Origin of the sequence: Heyndrickxia acidicola (assembly GCF_001636425.1) — a bacterium.
Lineage (GTDB): Bacteria > Bacillota > Bacilli > Bacillales > Bacillaceae_C > Bacillus_AE > Bacillus_AE acidicola.
The window spans coordinates 4,324,079-4,340,392 of record NZ_KV440953.1; the positions used below are offsets into that span (position 1 = coordinate 4,324,079).

Below are 16,314 nucleotides of genomic sequence, written 5' to 3' on the forward strand. Positions count from 1 at the left end.
AAGCATTCTAAGCTTCTACATATGTACTCAAGCATCATTTTACCACAAAGAAAGACCGGAATCCCTTTTTAAAAAAGCTCTGCCACACAAATGGCAGAGCGCTTTAAAGGCGAGTGATCAATTGTTTGATCGGGTTTCTGATAATCTTCCATCTTCTATATAGATGACGCGGTCACACAGATCGAGCATCCGCTTATCATGAGTAACCATAATAGCCGCTTTTTCTCTAAGCTTTACTTCGTCAGCCAACATTTTTACGACAGTCCGTCCCCGTTCAGAATCAAGGCTGGCAGTGGGTTCATCAGCAAGGATGATCTCCGGGTTATTCATCCAGGCCCTTGCTATCGCAGCCCTCTGCCGTTCGCCTCCTGAGAGACTTTCCGGAAAATGATGGGCGCGGTGTGTAAGGCCAAGACGTTCTAAAAGCTGTTTTGCCTTCGTTTCTGCCTGCTGCTTCTTTTTACCGGCAAGCTCAGTTATTAATAAGAGCTGGTCCTTGACGGTCAAATAAGGAATTAAATTAGAAGATTGAAAGATGAACCCAATTTTTTCGAGCCTGAGCTGGTTCATTTTTTTAGATGAAAGCTTATTTACTTCGATATTGTCTAAAATGACTCTTCCGCTTGAGGGTGAAAGCAGTGCACCTGCTATGGATAAGAACGTACTTTTTCCTGATCCCGATGGACCTGCAACTGCAATAAATTCACCTGGCTTTACCTCTAAAGAAACACGATCGAGGACCTTGACGGATGTGTCCCCATCCCCGTAAACCTTGCTGATGTTGTCTAACACTAGTTTTGTTCCCATTATGCAGCCCTCCCGATTGCTTCGATGGCATCAATTTTTGTTACACGGTAAAGAGAAAGCAATGATCCCAATAAAGAGACAAAGATAAAAAGGATGGAACAGCCAAGGACTAACTGTACACTTAAATCAAACGGCATCCCGTCTGGCAATAGATAAGACAATCCATAGGCAAGGCAAATCGCGATGAACAGGCTCGCCAGCGTAAGGAGAAATATTTGAGCGATAATCGTGCGGGCTATATACCCTGACTTAGCACCAATGGCTTTCAAAACACCAAATTGATTTATTTTTTGAATGGTAATGACATAGAAAAATACCGCCAGCACAAAGGCTGCAATGATAAAGAGGAAGGCAATCATCATGATGAGGGAGCCTTGTTCTTCCTGGTATCCGGGTATGCCTTTTAACGCTTCTTTTTTACTGATCACTTCAACACCGGAAACTGTGCTCGAAATTTTCTTTGCCATAGCTGAATCGGCCTTAATGGCAATGGCATTTACATCGGTTGAATGGTTCATAGACTTCCATTCATTGAGGTTGATATGAATGACAGGTGAGTGGCTAAAGGATTGTCCTTTTGTAAATCCGACAATGGTGAAGTGCTTGCCGGATACTTGATCCTGTATCGTATCTCCTAAGCGGATACCGTTCTTTTTTAATGCTTGATCTGCAACCACTTCACTCATTGTGTCTAGGGATAGGTTTTTCCCTTCCGTAATCTTAGGGGCAATCATGCTCCTTGCATCAATGGCAAAAAAAGTAGCGTCAAGCTTTTTAGCGGTTCTTGATTTCGTGATGGACCCCATTTGAACGTTGAGGGGAGCGGCATCTTTTTTTCCCAGCTCCCTGCGTACATTGTCAAATGCATGTTCCGGCAAAATGGAACGATTTAATCGGTGATCGGATCCATGCTGAAGGACTAAATAATCCGCATTCATATTTTGAATAGATGAGGCATTATCCGAAGACAGTCCTTTTGCAAGTCCCGAAACAAAAAGCACAAGCAATGCAATGAGGACCATGATGCAGCTGACTAATAAGTAGCGCAGTTTAGCATATTTAAATTCACGTATAGAAAGAAACATCGTCCGTTCAACTCCTTTTTAATAATTACTGCTATGAGAGCAGTATAGAAAGGGAATATGAACGGACGATGAACAGGAAATGACAAACTGCTGCACTGTGTACGCGATGAGCAAGGCGCCTTCGCTTTTCTTATTGTCTAGCTCCAGCGTCTATCGTCTAGCGGATTTCTGCGTCTCCTCCCTACGATAAGTCAACAATAGCACGTCCCTCGCTGTGTTTCCTTTATCTCAGTCGAAGACTCCGAAATCCGTACACCGATGAGCAAGTAGCTTCCGCTTTTCTTATTGCCTTGGAAGAGAAATAGAGAAGGTTGTGCCGTGCCCCAAAGTGCTTTTTACATGAATTTGGCCATTATGCAATTCAATGATTTTTTTGACGATGGCAAGTCCCAGCCCGGTACCAGCTTCGTTTCTTTTTCTGGATGGGTCTACTTTATAAAATCGGTTAAAAATTTGCGGGAGATCTTTTTCGGCCATTCCTATGCCGGTATCTGTAATCTCAACAAGACACTGGTCATCCTCCTTGCTCAAACCAATGGATATGGATCCCCCTTGGCGGCTGAATTTGATACTGTTGGTAATCAAATTTAACCACACCTGATGGAGTAAATTCTCATCTGCATAAAGATAGGCGGATGGAAGCTCCATATCAATTGCAAGATCTTTTTCCCTCCATCGCCATTCTGTCATAAAAAGAATTTGTTTAATTTGAGCGGTAAGATCGAATGTTTTTTTATCCAGTATGCTTTCCTCTTTATCCAGGGAGGCGAGGGTTAACAGCTGCTTGCTAAGCTGTGACATTCGCTTGCTTTCATCTTCAATAATGGATAAATAATACTTTCTTTCCTCCTCTGTTAATGAATCGGATTGAAGTGTCTGCGAGAATCCCTGGATGGAGGCCAGGGGTGATTGAATTTCATGTGAGACATTCGATACAAATTCCTGGCGCATCGCTTCAAGCTGTTCAAGGCTTTTTGCCATATGTGAAAAGTCGTTAGCCAGCCTGCCAATTTCATCGCGCCGGTTCACATGCAATTGAACATCATATTTACCAGCGGCAATTTTTTTAGTGGCTTCCGTCAGCTTGGTAATCGGATGAACAAGATAGCGGGTACTGACAATGACGAAGAGGACGCTAAGCATGAATGTCAGAACAAGAAGAACGGCAAGAAAAATTCGCAATTCTCCAATTTGAAGCTCCGGATTGGGCCTCATAAACAAAGCATAGCGCTGGCCTTTTGTTTTTATGGGAACCCCTATGGTATTTTTTAGATCGTTTTCAAAAAACCCTGTTATAAATACCTTTGAAGGATAATGAGCAATTCCATGATAAACGTTTCCGTTCAATACCGACTGAATAACATTACTTTCCAGCCTCCGTTTACGAAAGGGGCCTCCGTAATAAACACTGTGCCCATTGCTGTCCACTAAATAAAGCTGGTAGCCAAGATTTCCTACACTTTTTAAATAGGCATCCAAATGGTCTTCAGGATTTTTTTCGTAAAAGGATTGGATGTCCTCTGCCATACGGGTTAATTTTTTATCGTTATAGGGTTTAAGCTTGTATTGGTAATAGGCATTGGAAAGAAAAAAGGAGAGGAGACTGCTCAGCATCATGACCGCAATGGTTGTCATAAAGATGCGTAAATATAATGTTTTCAATTCTTTGGAACCTCCAATTTATACCCGACTCCGCGTACCGTTTTTATTTGGAAGTCATCGCTGCGATTGGAAAAGCGTTCCCGCAGCCGTTTGATATGTACATCCACTGTACGGTCATCTCCGTCAAAATCTGCTCCCCATATCATTTGAATCAAATCTTCACGGGAAAATACCCGATCCGGAAAGCTTGCAAGCTGTGCAAGCAGTTCAAATTCCTTCATGGGAAGCATCACCACTTTATGGTCACAATGAACTTCATAGCTTTTCCGATCAATCACGGTTTGATTGAGAGTAATTTTGTCAGAACTGGCCAAATGATAGCGCCTGAGGAGTGCCTTTATGCGAAATAATAATTCTTTCGGTTCAAACGGCTTCGTCAAATAATCATCCGTACCAGCAGAAAACCCTTTTTCCTTATCAGGCAGCTGATCCTTTGCTGTTAAAAGAATCACTGGAAAATCATAATATTTTCGGATGTCTTCGCACAATTGGAGGCCATCCTTTTTGGGCATCATGACATCGACTACGGCTAATTGAACTTGCTGCTTCATCAGGATTTCCGTTGCCTGTCCGCCATCTTCCGCCTCAATCACTGCGTATCCCTCCGCTTGAAGGGTGTGCCTTAGCAGCTCTCGAATATGGATATCATCATCTGCAATTAATATAGAGTTCATTCTGTACCACCGCCCGTGTTGCAATTTTTAGGTATTTCATCTGCGGACTATTTTATAACATTCCTCTTGGAAAAGTCATCCTTTCCTTTGTTCAAATTCCATTATCGTAGCTTGTTTTCTCTGGGAATGCGGCTTTTTGTCTTTGGAGAGTAGGGGGAATTTAGGGTGTTGACTCCGCATGGAAAAATAGGGGGTGAAGGCTATTTGGGGGGTGCCCGGTGAGAGGAAAGTCCTTCATGAGGATGATGAAGGACTTTTGGATGTCCGATGTCTCGCGAAAAGTCCTTCATAAGGGTGATGAAGGACTTTTAGGTGTCCGAAGTCTTGAGAAAAGTCCTTCATGAGGGAGATGAAGGACTTTTGGTTGTTCGATGTCTTGAGAAAAGTCCTTCATGAGGGGGATGAAGGACTTTTGGATGTCCGAAGTCTTGAGAAAAGTCCTTCATAAGGGTGATGAAGGACTTTTAGGTGTCCGATGTCTGGCGAAAAGTCCTTCATGAGGGGGATGAAGGACTTTTGGATGTCCGATGTCTGGCGAAAAGTCCTTCATGAGGGGGATGAAGGACATTTAGGTGTCCGAAGTCTTGAGAAAAGTCCTTCATAAAGAGAATGAAGCCCATTTGAATGTTTCTTTAGAGAAAAATAATTTATACAAAAACATTCAAGCATTCCTCACCGTATGTTATGCCCATCATAAAAGTAAGTCCCCTTCTGTAGGCACTTCATGAAAATTCTCTTCCATCAAAGTGCCAAATGGTGACCATTTAGGTAAAAAAATTGCCCATCTGCTCACAAAAAAATTTGCAGACAAACAATAGCTTGTGCCTATTCTGATAGAAGTAATGCGTTGTTCTTACTCAAATTCTGCTTTTAAATGAGCTAATCCCAATTACTTATTTTCCCTTTTTTCCTGTTAAAGCGGTTACAATTGCGTTATAATGAGAGAGAAAAAAGGAAATTCATCTTAAAGGAGTGGAATCAATGGGTTTAACAGAGCAAATCTCGAATATCTTATTGATTGGTAATTATGGCTACACAGACGTAACTTTCGTTGAGGACATTTCTGATGGTGATTGTAAAAATTTCCGCTTTAACGTAAATCACAAAAATTTAGATGCTTACACAATTCAGGTTTTTTCACAGGATGGGTTCGATTTTGAAGTCCGAAAAGAATCCTCCAGTGGACTTAGGCTAGTAGAAGGCCACCGTTTTAAATTGCTGAAAGAAGCAAATTAATGATGGCCAAGTATCCAAAGAAGCTCTTTGCTGCGGCAGAGGGCTTCTTTTTTTATTAGAGGGGAATGGATAGGTCTCACCAACATTATCCAAAAATACAAACGGATTACAGTCTGGATTCTTTGTAATTCGTATATTAATGTTTTACAATGTTAATAGATGAAAGACATAAAGAGTATCTAGGCGAGGGCACAGGAGGAAGTAAATCTATGAAATTAATCGCACTTGATATGGATGGTACGACGTTATCATCTGAAAATCAAATTAGTATTGAAAATATAGAAGCAATTAAAGCAGCCCAGGAACAAGGGCATGTTGTGATGATATTATCCGGAAGAGCTCCGGAATCCATAAATGCAGTTCAGCGTAAATATGGCCTTAATTGCCCGATTGGCGGCAGTAATGGAACTGCTGTTTTTGCGGGTGGGAAGCTTATAGAGCTGACTTCTTTAGCTGCCGAACAGAACAAGGCTGCAGTTGAAGTGATTGAAAAGGAATCAATGCCATACAAGCTGTATACGAATAAAGGCATTTATTTTCACAATGACTGGAAAAACCGTATGGAAAGAGTGATTGCCTCGGGTGCCATCCCTGCTGAATTCTACGAGGATGAAAATTACGGAAAAATGACAAGAATTCCGGACAAATCAGAGGGTGTCACTTTTTTCGATGATCTTGACACATTATTAAAGGATGAAGAACTGGCTATCCAGAAAATTTTTATCCTTGCTTTAAATCCGGAACAAAGAAATCGTGTCTTAACATCAATGAAAACCATTGATGGGGTGTACGTGACCATCTCCTCTCCGTTTAACATTGAAATCATGAATATAAACGGAAACAAGGGAAATGGATTAAAAGTGATGGCGGAGTATTTCAATATTCCTTTGAAGGACACGGTGGCCATTGGCGATCAGCAGAATGATGTGCCGATGTTTAAGGTAGCCGGTTTATCGATTGCCATGGGAAATGCAGCCGAGGAAATCCAGAAGATGTGTGACTTTGTTACACTGACAAATGATGAAAACGGGGTAGCCCATGCAATCCACCATTATGTGTTAAAAGATAAGATCAAGGAAACCGAGTTTGTACTTGATTAGATAATTACGATAAAAGATGACGTGTGAAAGGATGCACGTCATTTTTTTGTATACTTAAGTTAAAGTGTTTTTGCAAAGTATAAACGAATAGCACAAGGGTACGTGAAAGGAAAAAACGGTTCAAACTAAAAATGTTCTTGACGCCCAGTAAGAGCAGCGATAAAATGAAGAAGTCAATTGATAACGATTATCATTATCACATATAAAATAGATAGTTTTGAATGGAGGAGTCACCGTGCTGAAAAAAGCATTGAATCTGCGAAGTGGTTTGATTGCCCTTTCTGTTTTGATTTTAATAGGGGTCCTTGTTTGGCAGGGAGTGTATTTTAAAGGAAATCCGGACCCGACGGCCCATCATATCACACCGGCAGCAGCCGTCATTAATACAGCTATTCTGGTATTCAGGGAAGGCCTGGAAGCGATCTTGGTGTTAGCTGCCATCATCTCAGGGCTGATTCGCAAAAAACAGGATAACTACTGGAAGCCAATTTCAATTGGAGCTGGCGTTTCGTTTATCGCGACTCTGGCAACATGGTTTGCGGTTGTCGCAATTATTGCTTCTGTGAACGCTTCTCAATTAAACATACAGGCATTTACAGGTGTTCTTGCAGTGGTTGTTCTGCTAATCATTCTGAATTGGTTCTTCCATAAAGTATATTGGACTGGCTGGATTGGATTACATAACCGTAAAAAGCAGCAGTTGATAACCAGTGATACAGGAGTATCAACAGGTGCTTTCTGGTCACTGTTCTTAGTTGGCCTCACATCGGTTTACCGCGAGGGCTTTGAAGTGGTTCTTTTCCTGCAAAACCTGAGACTAAAGGTTGGTGACGATATTATCCTTCAGGGTACTTTGATAGGTTTAGCCTTAACACTTATGGTCGGAGTTCTTACCTTCTTGTTCCAGAAAAAGCTTCCTCACAAGAAAATGCTTGTATTCACTGGTGCTCTTTTAGTAATGGTGCTTGCCGTTATGGTCGGAGAGACGGTTCAGGAAATGCAGCAAGCCGGCTGGATGGCAACAACCCCGATCGGTGTTGAATTCCCTGACTGGATCGGAGTATGGTTCTGTGTATTTTCAAATGTGCAAGGCCTGTCCCTGCAAGCAGTTGCCGTCGTCTATGTACTCGGTTCCTACTTCCTTCAGCGCTACCTGACAAAGCGCAAAGCGTTAAAAAGGCTGGAAGCAGCAAATACGCTGGAAGCAAAAACAATGTAATAATTAAAATGTGCCCGCCTAATGGCGGGTTTTTATTTTGGAAAAAAGATGTGTAACATGCTGATGAAGGCCCAGTCATTTACAAAATCCGCAAGCCATCTTAGAAATCCGTTAAATAATAATCAGTAGGAGAAAGCAAATAGGCAAATACTTAAAGGAGTCATGAAAAAAATATTGACCTCGACCTTAGTTTAGGGTGTATCGTTGTTTTTAAAGATAGGAGGATACTCATATGGGAAAATTCGCTTTTGTTACATGCGCTAATATAGGGATTGGATATGATATTGTTCGGCAGCTGGCAGAGAAAGACTATCATGTCTTTTTAAAAGCACGATGAATTATACGATTGGACAAGCCGCAGAAATGAATCAGCTATCCATTTCTCAATTGCGCTATTATGATAAGCAGGGTCTGCTGCCTTTTTTAAAACGAAATGAAAAAGGAGACCGGGTTTTCGATGAAGGATCTCTTAAATTTTTGGAAATGATTCTGTGTCTAAAAAATACGGGAATGCCCCTTAGAGAAATTAAACAATTTGTTGAATGGAACATGAATGGAGAAGACACACTTCCGCAACGGCTGGACATGATGAAAAAGCAGGAAGCCATCGTTCTCAAGCAAATTCAGGAGACGGAGAAGCATCTGAAAAAAATTCGTGAAAAAATAGCGAGATATGAACGGGAAATGGATACGAACTAAAGAGACGTGTGCCAAATAGGCATACGTCTTTTATTGAGGAGCTTACAAGCAATAACAAACGTAAAATTATTATAACCACTGTATATCCGAGGTAGCCTTGAACTGTGCAATCACAAGGTCGGCCAGCTCATCCGGCGGAAGGTCCTTTTTATTTTGAATCCATTGAATGAGGATGTTGGTCGCGGCCCCTGTCCGAATGGCTAAAAAATAGTCAAAGCGGCGGCTGATCAGCTGGGCAGAATCAGACATGGGAAGCTGTTTTGAAAAGGCGGTAAATAATTGTGTAAAGGAGTGTGCAAAAATATCCATGCGTTTGGCCTGGATGAGCCGTTCGACTATATCGGAATGAGTATACCAATAACGCAAAAAGGGCTTGAAGAAGGGAACCGGCGTCTCGGTAAAGGCACCCTCCTGGCGATAGTATAAAAAGAGATACTCTTTTAGCTCATGAAAGGCTTCATCGCACTTCATCGAGAGGACATCCTCCAGGCTGTCAAAATAGCGGTAAAAGGTTGCGCGTCCAACCTGCGCTTTTGCAGCCAGCTCCTGCACGGTAATCGTATCAAAGGATTTTGTCTTCATTAATGCTGCCAGTGCATCATAGATCAGCTGGCAGGACTGGAAGGATCGCTTGTCGTTTTTTATGCGATACATATGGAGGCCTCCTGTTTCAGATGTCGTAATCGTATTGACTTCCTGTTTCTGAGTATATATTCTGTCAAATATATGAGTCAAATGTATCGTAATAAAAAAATAAGATACACTTGACTCACTTCATGTTATTCCAATATTGGGGAATAACAAGAAGAGATACTTTCCGATAAGCTTGGGAGAATCAGGAGGAGTCAGCGTGCGTGCATTAACCGGTTTTTCATTAAAAAATACTTTATTCATTCTATTGGTGATGCTGCTTATTCTGGTGGGGGGAGGCATTTCATCCACCAATATGGGGATTGAGCAATATCCGAATGTAAGCATACCTTATCTTTCTGTTCAAATTCCTTACATAGGTGCATCCTCCAAGCAAGTCCTGGATGACATTTCAAAGCCTCTGGAAGAGCAGCTTTCGGATGTGGATGGACTCCAGAATTTATACAGTACATCTGCCTCGAATGGGGCTCATCTGGTCCTTGAGTTTGACTTGAATACAGATATTAATAAAGCACAGGAAGAGGTGTACCAGGCACTCGACCGTGTGAAGCTGCCGGACAACGCCGGGGATCCCAAGGTTTCGAAGCTTGGTCCGACAAATCAGCCCATCTATACATTTTCCATTAGTAATTCATCGAAATCATCCTCTGATATCAGTGATGTTGTCCAGCAAAAAATTGTACCAAGCCTATCCACCATATCGGGTGTTTCCAATGTAGAGGTGGATGGGACAACAGATAAACAGATTTTTGTAAAAGTAGATCCCAATCGATTAAACGAATATAACTTGACTCTTGATAAAGTAAAACAGGCACTGCTCGCCAATAATGTGACGGCACCGACCGGCCAGGTCACCATGAACGGCAAGGAAATGAATGTACAGGTGAATCATGCCTTTAAAACACTGGATGATATTCGAAATATGAATTTAATACTCGTCAATCAGAATACTTCAGGAACGAAGGATGCTTTTAACAGTATGGGGAATGGCTTGAACCAAGTTGGCCAATCTCTAGGAACACTGGGAGAGGCTGTAAAGGGAAATACAGAAAGTGATGCGCTTTTGCAAAAAGAAATCAGCCTGATGAGTGCAATCAATCAGCTTTCCTCCCAAATGTTCCAAAACCAAACCCAATTGGCCCAGCTGAAGGCTCAGCCTCGTCTGGCAAGCAGTGCACAGGGAAAACAAAAGCAAGCAGCTTTAGCAAAAACAATTGCAGCGGAACAAAGTAAAATCTCTTCGCTTCAACAGCAGGTTTCTCTCATTCAATCACAGCTCAGCCAGTCTTCCAAACAAAGTGCTGATCAGCTGAATCAGCTGGGAAACCAGCCACAACCCAAGAAAACACAGACGCCAGGCAGTCCAGCTATATCGATATCGACGCTGCCTTTATCTAAAATTGCAGATGTCTCCCTGCAGGTCGATAATGGGGGCACGTATACACGACTGAATGGGAAGCCGGCAGTAGTGGCTGCTATTCAGCCGGATGCAAGTGGAAATACAGCGGATATTGTACAGTCTGTAAAGGCTAAGCTGGCAGGACTTGATTTGCCCAAGGGGTATCACATTGCCACTTTGCGAGACCAGTCAATTGAAATCAATCACTCGGTCCATTCCATGGTGCGGGAGGCCATCATGGGGGCAGTCATTGCTTCTGTTGTAACGATGCTGTTTTTAGGGAACCTTCGTACCACAATTGTAGCCATTCTTTCAATCCCGCTTTCTATTTTGGCTACCATGATTGTAATGAAGGCAATGGGATACACGCTCAATACTATGACATTAGCGGGCGTAGCTGTGGCGATTGGCCGGGTGGTGGATGACAGTATTGTCGTCATCGAAAATATTTACCGCAAAGCTAGAGAAGCCATTGCCGGCAAATCATTAGGCAATGAATTTATTTTAGATTCCACCCAAGAAGTCGGGCAGGCCATCACCTCCTCGACCATTACTACCATTGCTGTGTTTCTTCCCATGGCGTTTGTGCCGGGAATTGTCGGGAAGTTTTTCGCCCCATTTGCCTGGAGTGTGGTGATTTCCATTGCCTTTTCGCTATTGATTGCATTAACAATTGTGCCGATTCTATCCAAACTCTTTTTGGCAAAAGTAAAGCCGATTGAAAAACAAGATAATGTTCTTCAGCGCTTTTATGAAAATGTTCTTTACTGGGGGCTTCAGCACCGCTGGCTCGTTGTGAGCTTGGCAGCCGTCCTGCTTGTGGGAACGCTGGCGCTGGCTCCCAGGATTCCGGTTAACTTTTTTCCGGATGAGGCTGTGCAATATATCGATGTGAATACCACGCTTCCGAACGGAACCTCCATTGACAAAACCAACAGCCTGGCCAAGCAATTGGAGCAAAAACTTGCAGGGCAGAAGCAGGTGAAAAGCTATAACACTACAGTAAATTCAGGAACGATCAGCATACAGGTGACCTTAAAGAATCATGCAGATTCTACTGGTTTTCAGCAGGAGTTAAAAAAGCAAACCGATCATCTGGGGGAAGGCAGCGAGACCATGATTACTCCTGTCGGCGGTTCTCCTAGCTCCAACAGTTTTAGTATTATCGTGAACGGATCAGATTCAAAGGCGAGAACAAAAGGGGCACAAAACATCGAAAAAGCCCTTAAGCCGATACAAGGTGTAACAGGAATTACGTCCAATATTGAAGAGCAAACCCCGCAGGTCGAGGTGAGCATCGATGATAAAAAAGCTGCTGCACAAGGCGTGTATCCGGGAATGGCGGCAAGCGATCTGCATGACATGCTCAGCGGAACAGCCCTTATGAATGTGGAGCTTCAAGGACAAACAACGGGATTAAATGTCGGGCTGCAATCCGGTGACATGAATAAAATAAGCGTTATAGCCAATCAGAAAGTCACCAATATGGCGGGGCAGCAGGTGGCAATCAAGGATATAGGCAGTGTAAAACAGACCTTTGCACCTGCAGCCATTCAGCGTTTGAATCAGCAGGGTTATGACTCCTTAACCGTGATGATGGATTCAGCCAGAGCCTCAAAGGCCCAGCAGGACATTAAAAACACATTAGCAAAAATGTCCTTGCCAAAGGGTGTAAGCTATTCCTTTATAGGCTCAGCAGAAGAAATGAAACAAGGGTTCCATAACCTTGTTTACGCGATCGGCTTCAGTGTCATCCTTGTCTATCTTGTCATGATGCTGGCTTTCAGGGAACCGCTTGCCCCGTTATCGATTCTGTTTGCGCTGCCGTTTATCTTTGTGGGAGTTATCGCAGGCATTTTGATAACGCATGAATCATTGGGAATCCCGGCACTGGTAGGAATTTTAATGCTGGTGGGAATTGTGGTGACCAATGCCATTGTCCTCATCGATAAGGTCGAGCAAAATAAAAAGATATACGAAGACAAAACCCAGGCCATCGTAGAAGCCGGAAAAATCAGGCTGCGCCCCATCCTTATGACGGCGATTGCCACAGTCGGTGCGCTCCTTCCATTAGCTTTGTCTACAGAAGGGGGATTGATTTCCCGATCGCTTGCCATCGTGGTCATCTCAGGGCTGACCGCTTCCACCTTGCTAACACTGATCATTGTCCCTGTTTGCTACTCGCTTTTAACAGGCAGACGGAAATGAAGGGGCCGGCAATTTTTGCGGACTCCTCAATAGCTAGCTGGTCAAGAAATGCGGGTGTTTTTCGGGAAAATGCCGGCGCTTTTTGAGAAAACGCGGATGATTTTTTAAAAAATGCCGGTACTTTTCAAAAAAATGCAAAGAGAATCCGAAAGAATGCAAAAAACAAGCCCATCTGCAAGGAAAAAAAGCTCTCAGGAAGTGTGGATAGGTGCTATGATAATGAGGGAGAGCGCTTGGTGAAAACCTGATCTATATACAGGCAGAACCACGGGGAAGCTACGTTTCCCTTGACAAAAAAAGAGGAGGCCCGAATGAAGACGGAACAACACGAAATGGCTGCGGAATCCTGGATCTTGGATCGTTCAATACGACATGAAAAATGGATGATGATCCTATACAGTCTGCTGGTATCAATTGTTTTTTTACTGATTTGCACGGAATCCTCCCCACTCTATCCTTTCAATGATTGGGTCGATTCCAACGCCTTTTTTACGATGGGAAAGGGCATGATGCACGGAAAGGTTTTATATCGTGATTTATTTGAACAGAAGGGGCCTTATTTATATTTCATTCACGGGCTGGCGTATCTTTTGTCACATAAAAGCTTTTTGGGTGTGTATCTGTTCGAAGTGGCGTCGTTCACTATTTTTCTCTTTTTCTGTTATAAAATCATGTCCTTATTTTTACATAGTCTCTATTCTTTCGTTGGACTGCCCTTTGTTGCGGCCATTATTTTAAATTTGCAGAGCTTTTCCCATGGTGACAGTGCAGAGGAATTTTCACTGCCCTTTGTCGCAGCAAGCCTATATGCTTTTCTTCATTATTTTAAAAAGGACTATCCCGATCCTATCCGGTATAAAACCTTATTGGTCAATGGGATCTTAGCGGGAATCGTTTTATGGATCAAGTATTCTTTGCTTGGATTTTGGATTGGCTGGACGGCTGCATTGGGAATTTGCATGCTTGCACATAAGCAGTATGTAAGGGCGTTGTGGGGAGGTGTGCTTTTCCTTCTTGGCATGCTGATGGCAGCTCTGCCGTGGATTCTTTATTTTGGCATACATCATGCTATCCATGACTGGATTTATACGTATATCATCTTTAACGCCAAATATTATACTGTCCAATATACACTTTTAGGCAGATTAAAGCTTGTGTTTATGACCGTTCTGCTTAATCTCAGCTTGTATCCTTTCTTTGCGGTGATTGCCTGTATCGGAGTTCTTTTCTTTCTTTTAAAAAGATATCTGCCTTCTTTCATGGGCAGGGCGGGACTGGTTCTTTGTTTGCTGCTGTTAGCCCTGGGAGTTTATGCGGGCGGGAGAGGCTATGTCTATTATTTTCTTATCTTTTCTCCGTTTATCCTGTTCGGAGTGATTGTGATTCTGGACGGGCTGTCAATGAAGCTGAGAAACCGGTACACGCTCATGCTGGCGGGTGCTGTACTCCTTGTTTCGATTGCGCTTACTGCAGCCTTTAACCATAACACGTACATGATGGGGGTCAAGAAAAAGGATTTAGTGCAATACCGTTTTGCGTCTATTATTAATCAAACAAAGCATGCAACGGTGCTGAATTATAACTGCTTAGACTTAGGGATATATACGGTAACCGGCATTACCCCAAACGTGAAGTATTTTGAAAAACAAAACGTCGACTATGCGGAGTATCCAATGAATATGGATGCCCAGAACCGGTATGTCCGGGACAGGCTCGTCGATTATGTGGTGGTAAGAAAAAGCATGTCCTATATAAACCAGCATGTCCCATCGTTTCATCAGCAATATAAGCTCGTCAGCAAACAGGCGCAGCTCTACGAAGGAAAGATAAGTGAATACTGGCTTTTCAAAAGAAAATCATAACCAGACAGGCTGGTTGGAAAAGTGCAGGAACCCGTGGTGGGGGCCTGTGCTTTTTTGGGGGTGCACGCTTTAATGCATTAACGCAAAGAAGGGGTCTGACCCCTTTAGTGAAGTAAAGAGTTTGTTTTTGAGGAAATGCTTAGTGTTCGCACTGTTTTTTGTCATTATCACCCCCCTGTTAGAGAAAATACGTTCTACATTTGGAATCGGGGTCCAAAGAATGCGAATCAAGCCATATAGAGGTGGAGAGAGTGTGCTCGGAAAAGGAAATGTTGCACCAATTGTAAAGAATGTTGCAATCAAGCCAATAAATGTTGCACAAAAACGAAAAAACGTTGCAATAAAACGATAAAATGTTGCACAAAAACCCAGAAATGTTGCAAAGCCAGAAAAATAGCTCCCACCCATGGAAGTCACCAATCAAATTCCCCCCCTACCAAGGGCCCAGCCATCACCTGCGAGCAGCAAGCCTCAGCATCCGTTTCACTCCTTCCGTCATCACCATGCTTCCCCCAATGGAGAAAATCTCATGATACCCGAACTTCTTTAGGACGAAATACGCGCCTGATCCGAAAGCCAGGTCTATGATAAAGAACCGTTTAATGGATGAAATGTCTAGGATATAAATTTGAAACCCTTTATCATAATTTATTTTCAGCATCAAAGAGTCCTCTTTTTCACTTAAAATATGAAGCAGGAAGATTGTCTTAGTACCAAAAAGGCATGTATTCCGTTGCTTTCAGGGCCTCCTCCTTTTTAAAAATAGCTGCCTAACATGCAAAGAATCCTGCTGTATGTTACTTGTCATCGTGGTATCTTTTCGAAGGGAATTCACAAGTTTTAAATCATTTTTTTGGTCAAATAGTAACAAAGTTTTACGAAAAGAGCCCGCATAAAAATGATTATTCCTCTCTATTTGGTGGAAATATAAACTATCTTATACTTGTTAGGGGGATATAACTTGCCAGAAACGCAGCATATTGAGAGGCATTTTAGTGCTTCCGATACGATTAGAGATATTGTGATTGGCATGTCCGATGGGCTGACCGTTCCTTTTGCACTCGCAGCCGGCCTGTCTGGAGCGGTCCATTCAACGGGTCTGATTTTAACCGCAGGAGGAGCAGAGATTGCGGCCGGCTCGATTGCCATGGGCCTTGGCGGCTATCTTGCGGCAAAATCAGATGCAGACCACTATCGTGCAGAGCTGAAGAGAGAATATGATGAAGTCGAACGATTTCCAGAAAAAGAAGAGGAAGAAGTTAGAGAGGTATTCAGGGAATTTAATTTAGATGAGGCTCAAATTGAACCGATTGTCCAAAAACTGAGGCAGTCGCCTGATAAATGGGTGGATTTTATGATGCGTTTTGAGCTGGGTTTGGAAAAGCCCAATCAGTCCAGGGCATGGATCAGTGCTATCACAATAGCGGTATCCTATATCGTAGGCGGAATTATTCCCTTAATCCCTTACTTTATTGTGAGTGTTCCAAGTCAGGGACTTGTGGCCTCAGTCATCCTCACGTTGATCATTCTCTTTATTTTTGGCGGGGTAAAAGGACGGTTTACGGGTACACCGATTGTAAAAAGCGGTTTTGAAACGATGATTGTAGGCGGATTGGCAGCGGCAGCGGCTTTCTTGCTGGCAAGAAGTTTTTCCTAAAGGTATTTTTCGAAAAAGGCTCTTTTCGTATACTTTGTTGCTATTTGTATAATTG

At 42.8% G+C, this 16,314-nt stretch carries 13 protein-coding genes and 1 pseudogene; 8 read left to right on the forward strand and 6 right to left on the reverse strand.

The genetic code is table 11. The annotated features are described in order from the left end of the window. Positions 1–117: 117 nt before the first annotated feature. The 4 genes from A5N88_RS20150 to A5N88_RS20165 form a co-directional block, all read right to left on the reverse strand. Positions 118–807, reverse strand: coding sequence for an ABC transporter ATP-binding protein (locus tag A5N88_RS20150; RefSeq protein ID WP_066269353.1), 690 nt, complete (start codon positions 805–807; stop codon positions 118–120). Further along, positions 807–1,892 (reverse strand): ABC transporter permease, encoded by a 1,086-nt coding sequence (locus tag A5N88_RS20155; RefSeq protein ID WP_066269355.1) that lies wholly within the window; start codon positions 1,890–1,892, stop codon positions 807–809. Before A5N88_RS20155 ends, A5N88_RS20150 begins: the two co-directional genes overlap by 1 nt. Positions 1,893–2,174: 282 nt before the next feature. After that, positions 2,175–3,554, reverse strand: a complete 1,380-nt coding sequence (locus A5N88_RS20160; protein WP_066269358.1) for a sensor histidine kinase — start codon at positions 3,552–3,554, stop codon at positions 2,175–2,177. After that, positions 3,551–4,228: a response regulator transcription factor gene (locus tag A5N88_RS20165; RefSeq protein WP_066269359.1), complete on the reverse strand. Its 678-nt coding sequence runs from the start codon at positions 4,226–4,228 to the stop codon at positions 3,551–3,553. The genes A5N88_RS20160 and A5N88_RS20165 overlap by 4 nt, the downstream gene beginning before the upstream one ends. Positions 4,229–5,209: 981 nt before the next feature. On the opposite strand from A5N88_RS20165, the gene A5N88_RS20170 reads away from it, so the two are divergent. From A5N88_RS20170 to A5N88_RS20185, 5 genes and pseudogenes are all read left to right on the forward strand, one after another. Continuing rightward, positions 5,210–5,464 (forward strand): hypothetical protein, encoded by a 255-nt coding sequence (locus tag A5N88_RS20170; protein ID WP_066269361.1) that lies wholly within the window; start codon positions 5,210–5,212, stop codon positions 5,462–5,464. Positions 5,465–5,673: 209 nt separating this feature from the next. Further along, positions 5,674–6,564, forward strand: a complete 891-nt coding sequence (locus A5N88_RS20175; protein ID WP_066269363.1) for a Cof-type HAD-IIB family hydrolase — start codon at positions 5,674–5,676, stop codon at positions 6,562–6,564. A 235-nt stretch (positions 6,565–6,799) separates the two neighbouring features. After that, positions 6,800–7,783, forward strand: a complete 984-nt coding sequence (locus A5N88_RS20180; RefSeq protein ID WP_083953236.1) for an FTR1 family iron permease — start codon at positions 6,800–6,802, stop codon at positions 7,781–7,783. Positions 7,784–8,015: 232 nt separating this feature from the next. Next, positions 8,016–8,179: pseudogene (locus tag A5N88_RS25950) on the forward strand (SDR family NAD(P)-dependent oxidoreductase); the annotation flags it as partial. Next, positions 8,171–8,482: a MerR family transcriptional regulator gene (locus A5N88_RS20185; RefSeq protein WP_232317644.1), complete on the forward strand. Its 312-nt coding sequence runs from the start codon at positions 8,171–8,173 to the stop codon at positions 8,480–8,482. The pseudogene A5N88_RS25950 and the gene A5N88_RS20185, both read left to right, overlap by 9 nt. A gap of 69 nt (positions 8,483–8,551) precedes the next feature. Here the strand turns inward: A5N88_RS20185 and A5N88_RS20190 are convergent, their stop codons facing one another. Further along, positions 8,552–9,136, reverse strand: a complete 585-nt coding sequence (locus A5N88_RS20190; RefSeq protein ID WP_066269368.1) for a TetR/AcrR family transcriptional regulator — start codon at positions 9,134–9,136, stop codon at positions 8,552–8,554. 196 nt (positions 9,137–9,332) lie between these two features. Here A5N88_RS20190 and A5N88_RS20195 point away from each other — a divergent pair, with 196 nt between their 5' ends. Beyond that, positions 9,333–12,740 carry an efflux RND transporter permease subunit gene (locus A5N88_RS20195; protein ID WP_066269370.1) on the forward strand — a complete coding sequence of 1,136 codons (3,408 nt, stop codon included), beginning with the start codon at positions 9,333–9,335 and terminating at the stop codon, positions 12,738–12,740. A 311-nt stretch (positions 12,741–13,051) separates the two neighbouring features. Beyond that, entirely contained in the window at positions 13,052–14,602 is a 1,551-nt protein-coding gene (locus tag A5N88_RS20200) for a hypothetical protein (RefSeq protein WP_083953237.1), read from the forward strand. A gap of 451 nt (positions 14,603–15,053) precedes the next feature. Here the strand turns inward: A5N88_RS20200 and A5N88_RS20210 are convergent, their stop codons facing one another. Then, complete coding sequence (locus A5N88_RS20210; protein ID WP_066269373.1) at positions 15,054–15,263, reverse strand: hypothetical protein; 210 nt, start codon at positions 15,261–15,263, stop codon at positions 15,054–15,056. A gap of 300 nt (positions 15,264–15,563) precedes the next feature. On the opposite strand from A5N88_RS20210, the gene A5N88_RS20215 reads away from it, so the two are divergent. Then, positions 15,564–16,259, forward strand: coding sequence for a VIT1/CCC1 transporter family protein (locus A5N88_RS20215; protein WP_066269375.1), 696 nt, complete (start codon positions 15,564–15,566; stop codon positions 16,257–16,259). Positions 16,260–16,314: the final 55 nt, after the last annotated feature.

Bases quoted from the DNA above. Each gene is read 5' to 3' on its own strand.
- A5N88_RS20165 (WP_066269359.1), bottom strand. From the start codon at position 4,228: ATGAACTCTATATTAATTGCAGATGATGATATCCATATTCGAGAGCTG.
- A5N88_RS20170 (WP_066269361.1), top strand. From the start codon at position 5,210: ATGGGTTTAACAGAGCAAATCTCGAATATCTTATTGATTGGTAATTAT.
- A5N88_RS20200 (WP_083953237.1), top strand. From the start codon at position 13,052: ATGAAGACGGAACAACACGAAATGGCTGCGGAATCCTGGATCTTGGAT.
- A5N88_RS20150 (WP_066269353.1), bottom strand. From the start codon at position 807: ATGGGAACAAAACTAGTGTTAGACAACATCAGCAAGGTTTACGGGGAT.
- A5N88_RS20210 (WP_066269373.1), bottom strand. From the start codon at position 15,263: ATGCTGAAAATAAATTATGATAAAGGGTTTCAAATTTATATCCTAGAC.
- A5N88_RS20155 (WP_066269355.1), bottom strand. From the start codon at position 1,892: ATGTTTCTTTCTATACGTGAATTTAAATATGCTAAACTGCGCTACTTA.
- A5N88_RS20175 (WP_066269363.1), top strand. From the start codon at position 5,674: ATGAAATTAATCGCACTTGATATGGATGGTACGACGTTATCATCTGAA.
- A5N88_RS20190 (WP_066269368.1), bottom strand. From the start codon at position 9,136: ATGTATCGCATAAAAAACGACAAGCGATCCTTCCAGTCCTGCCAGCTG.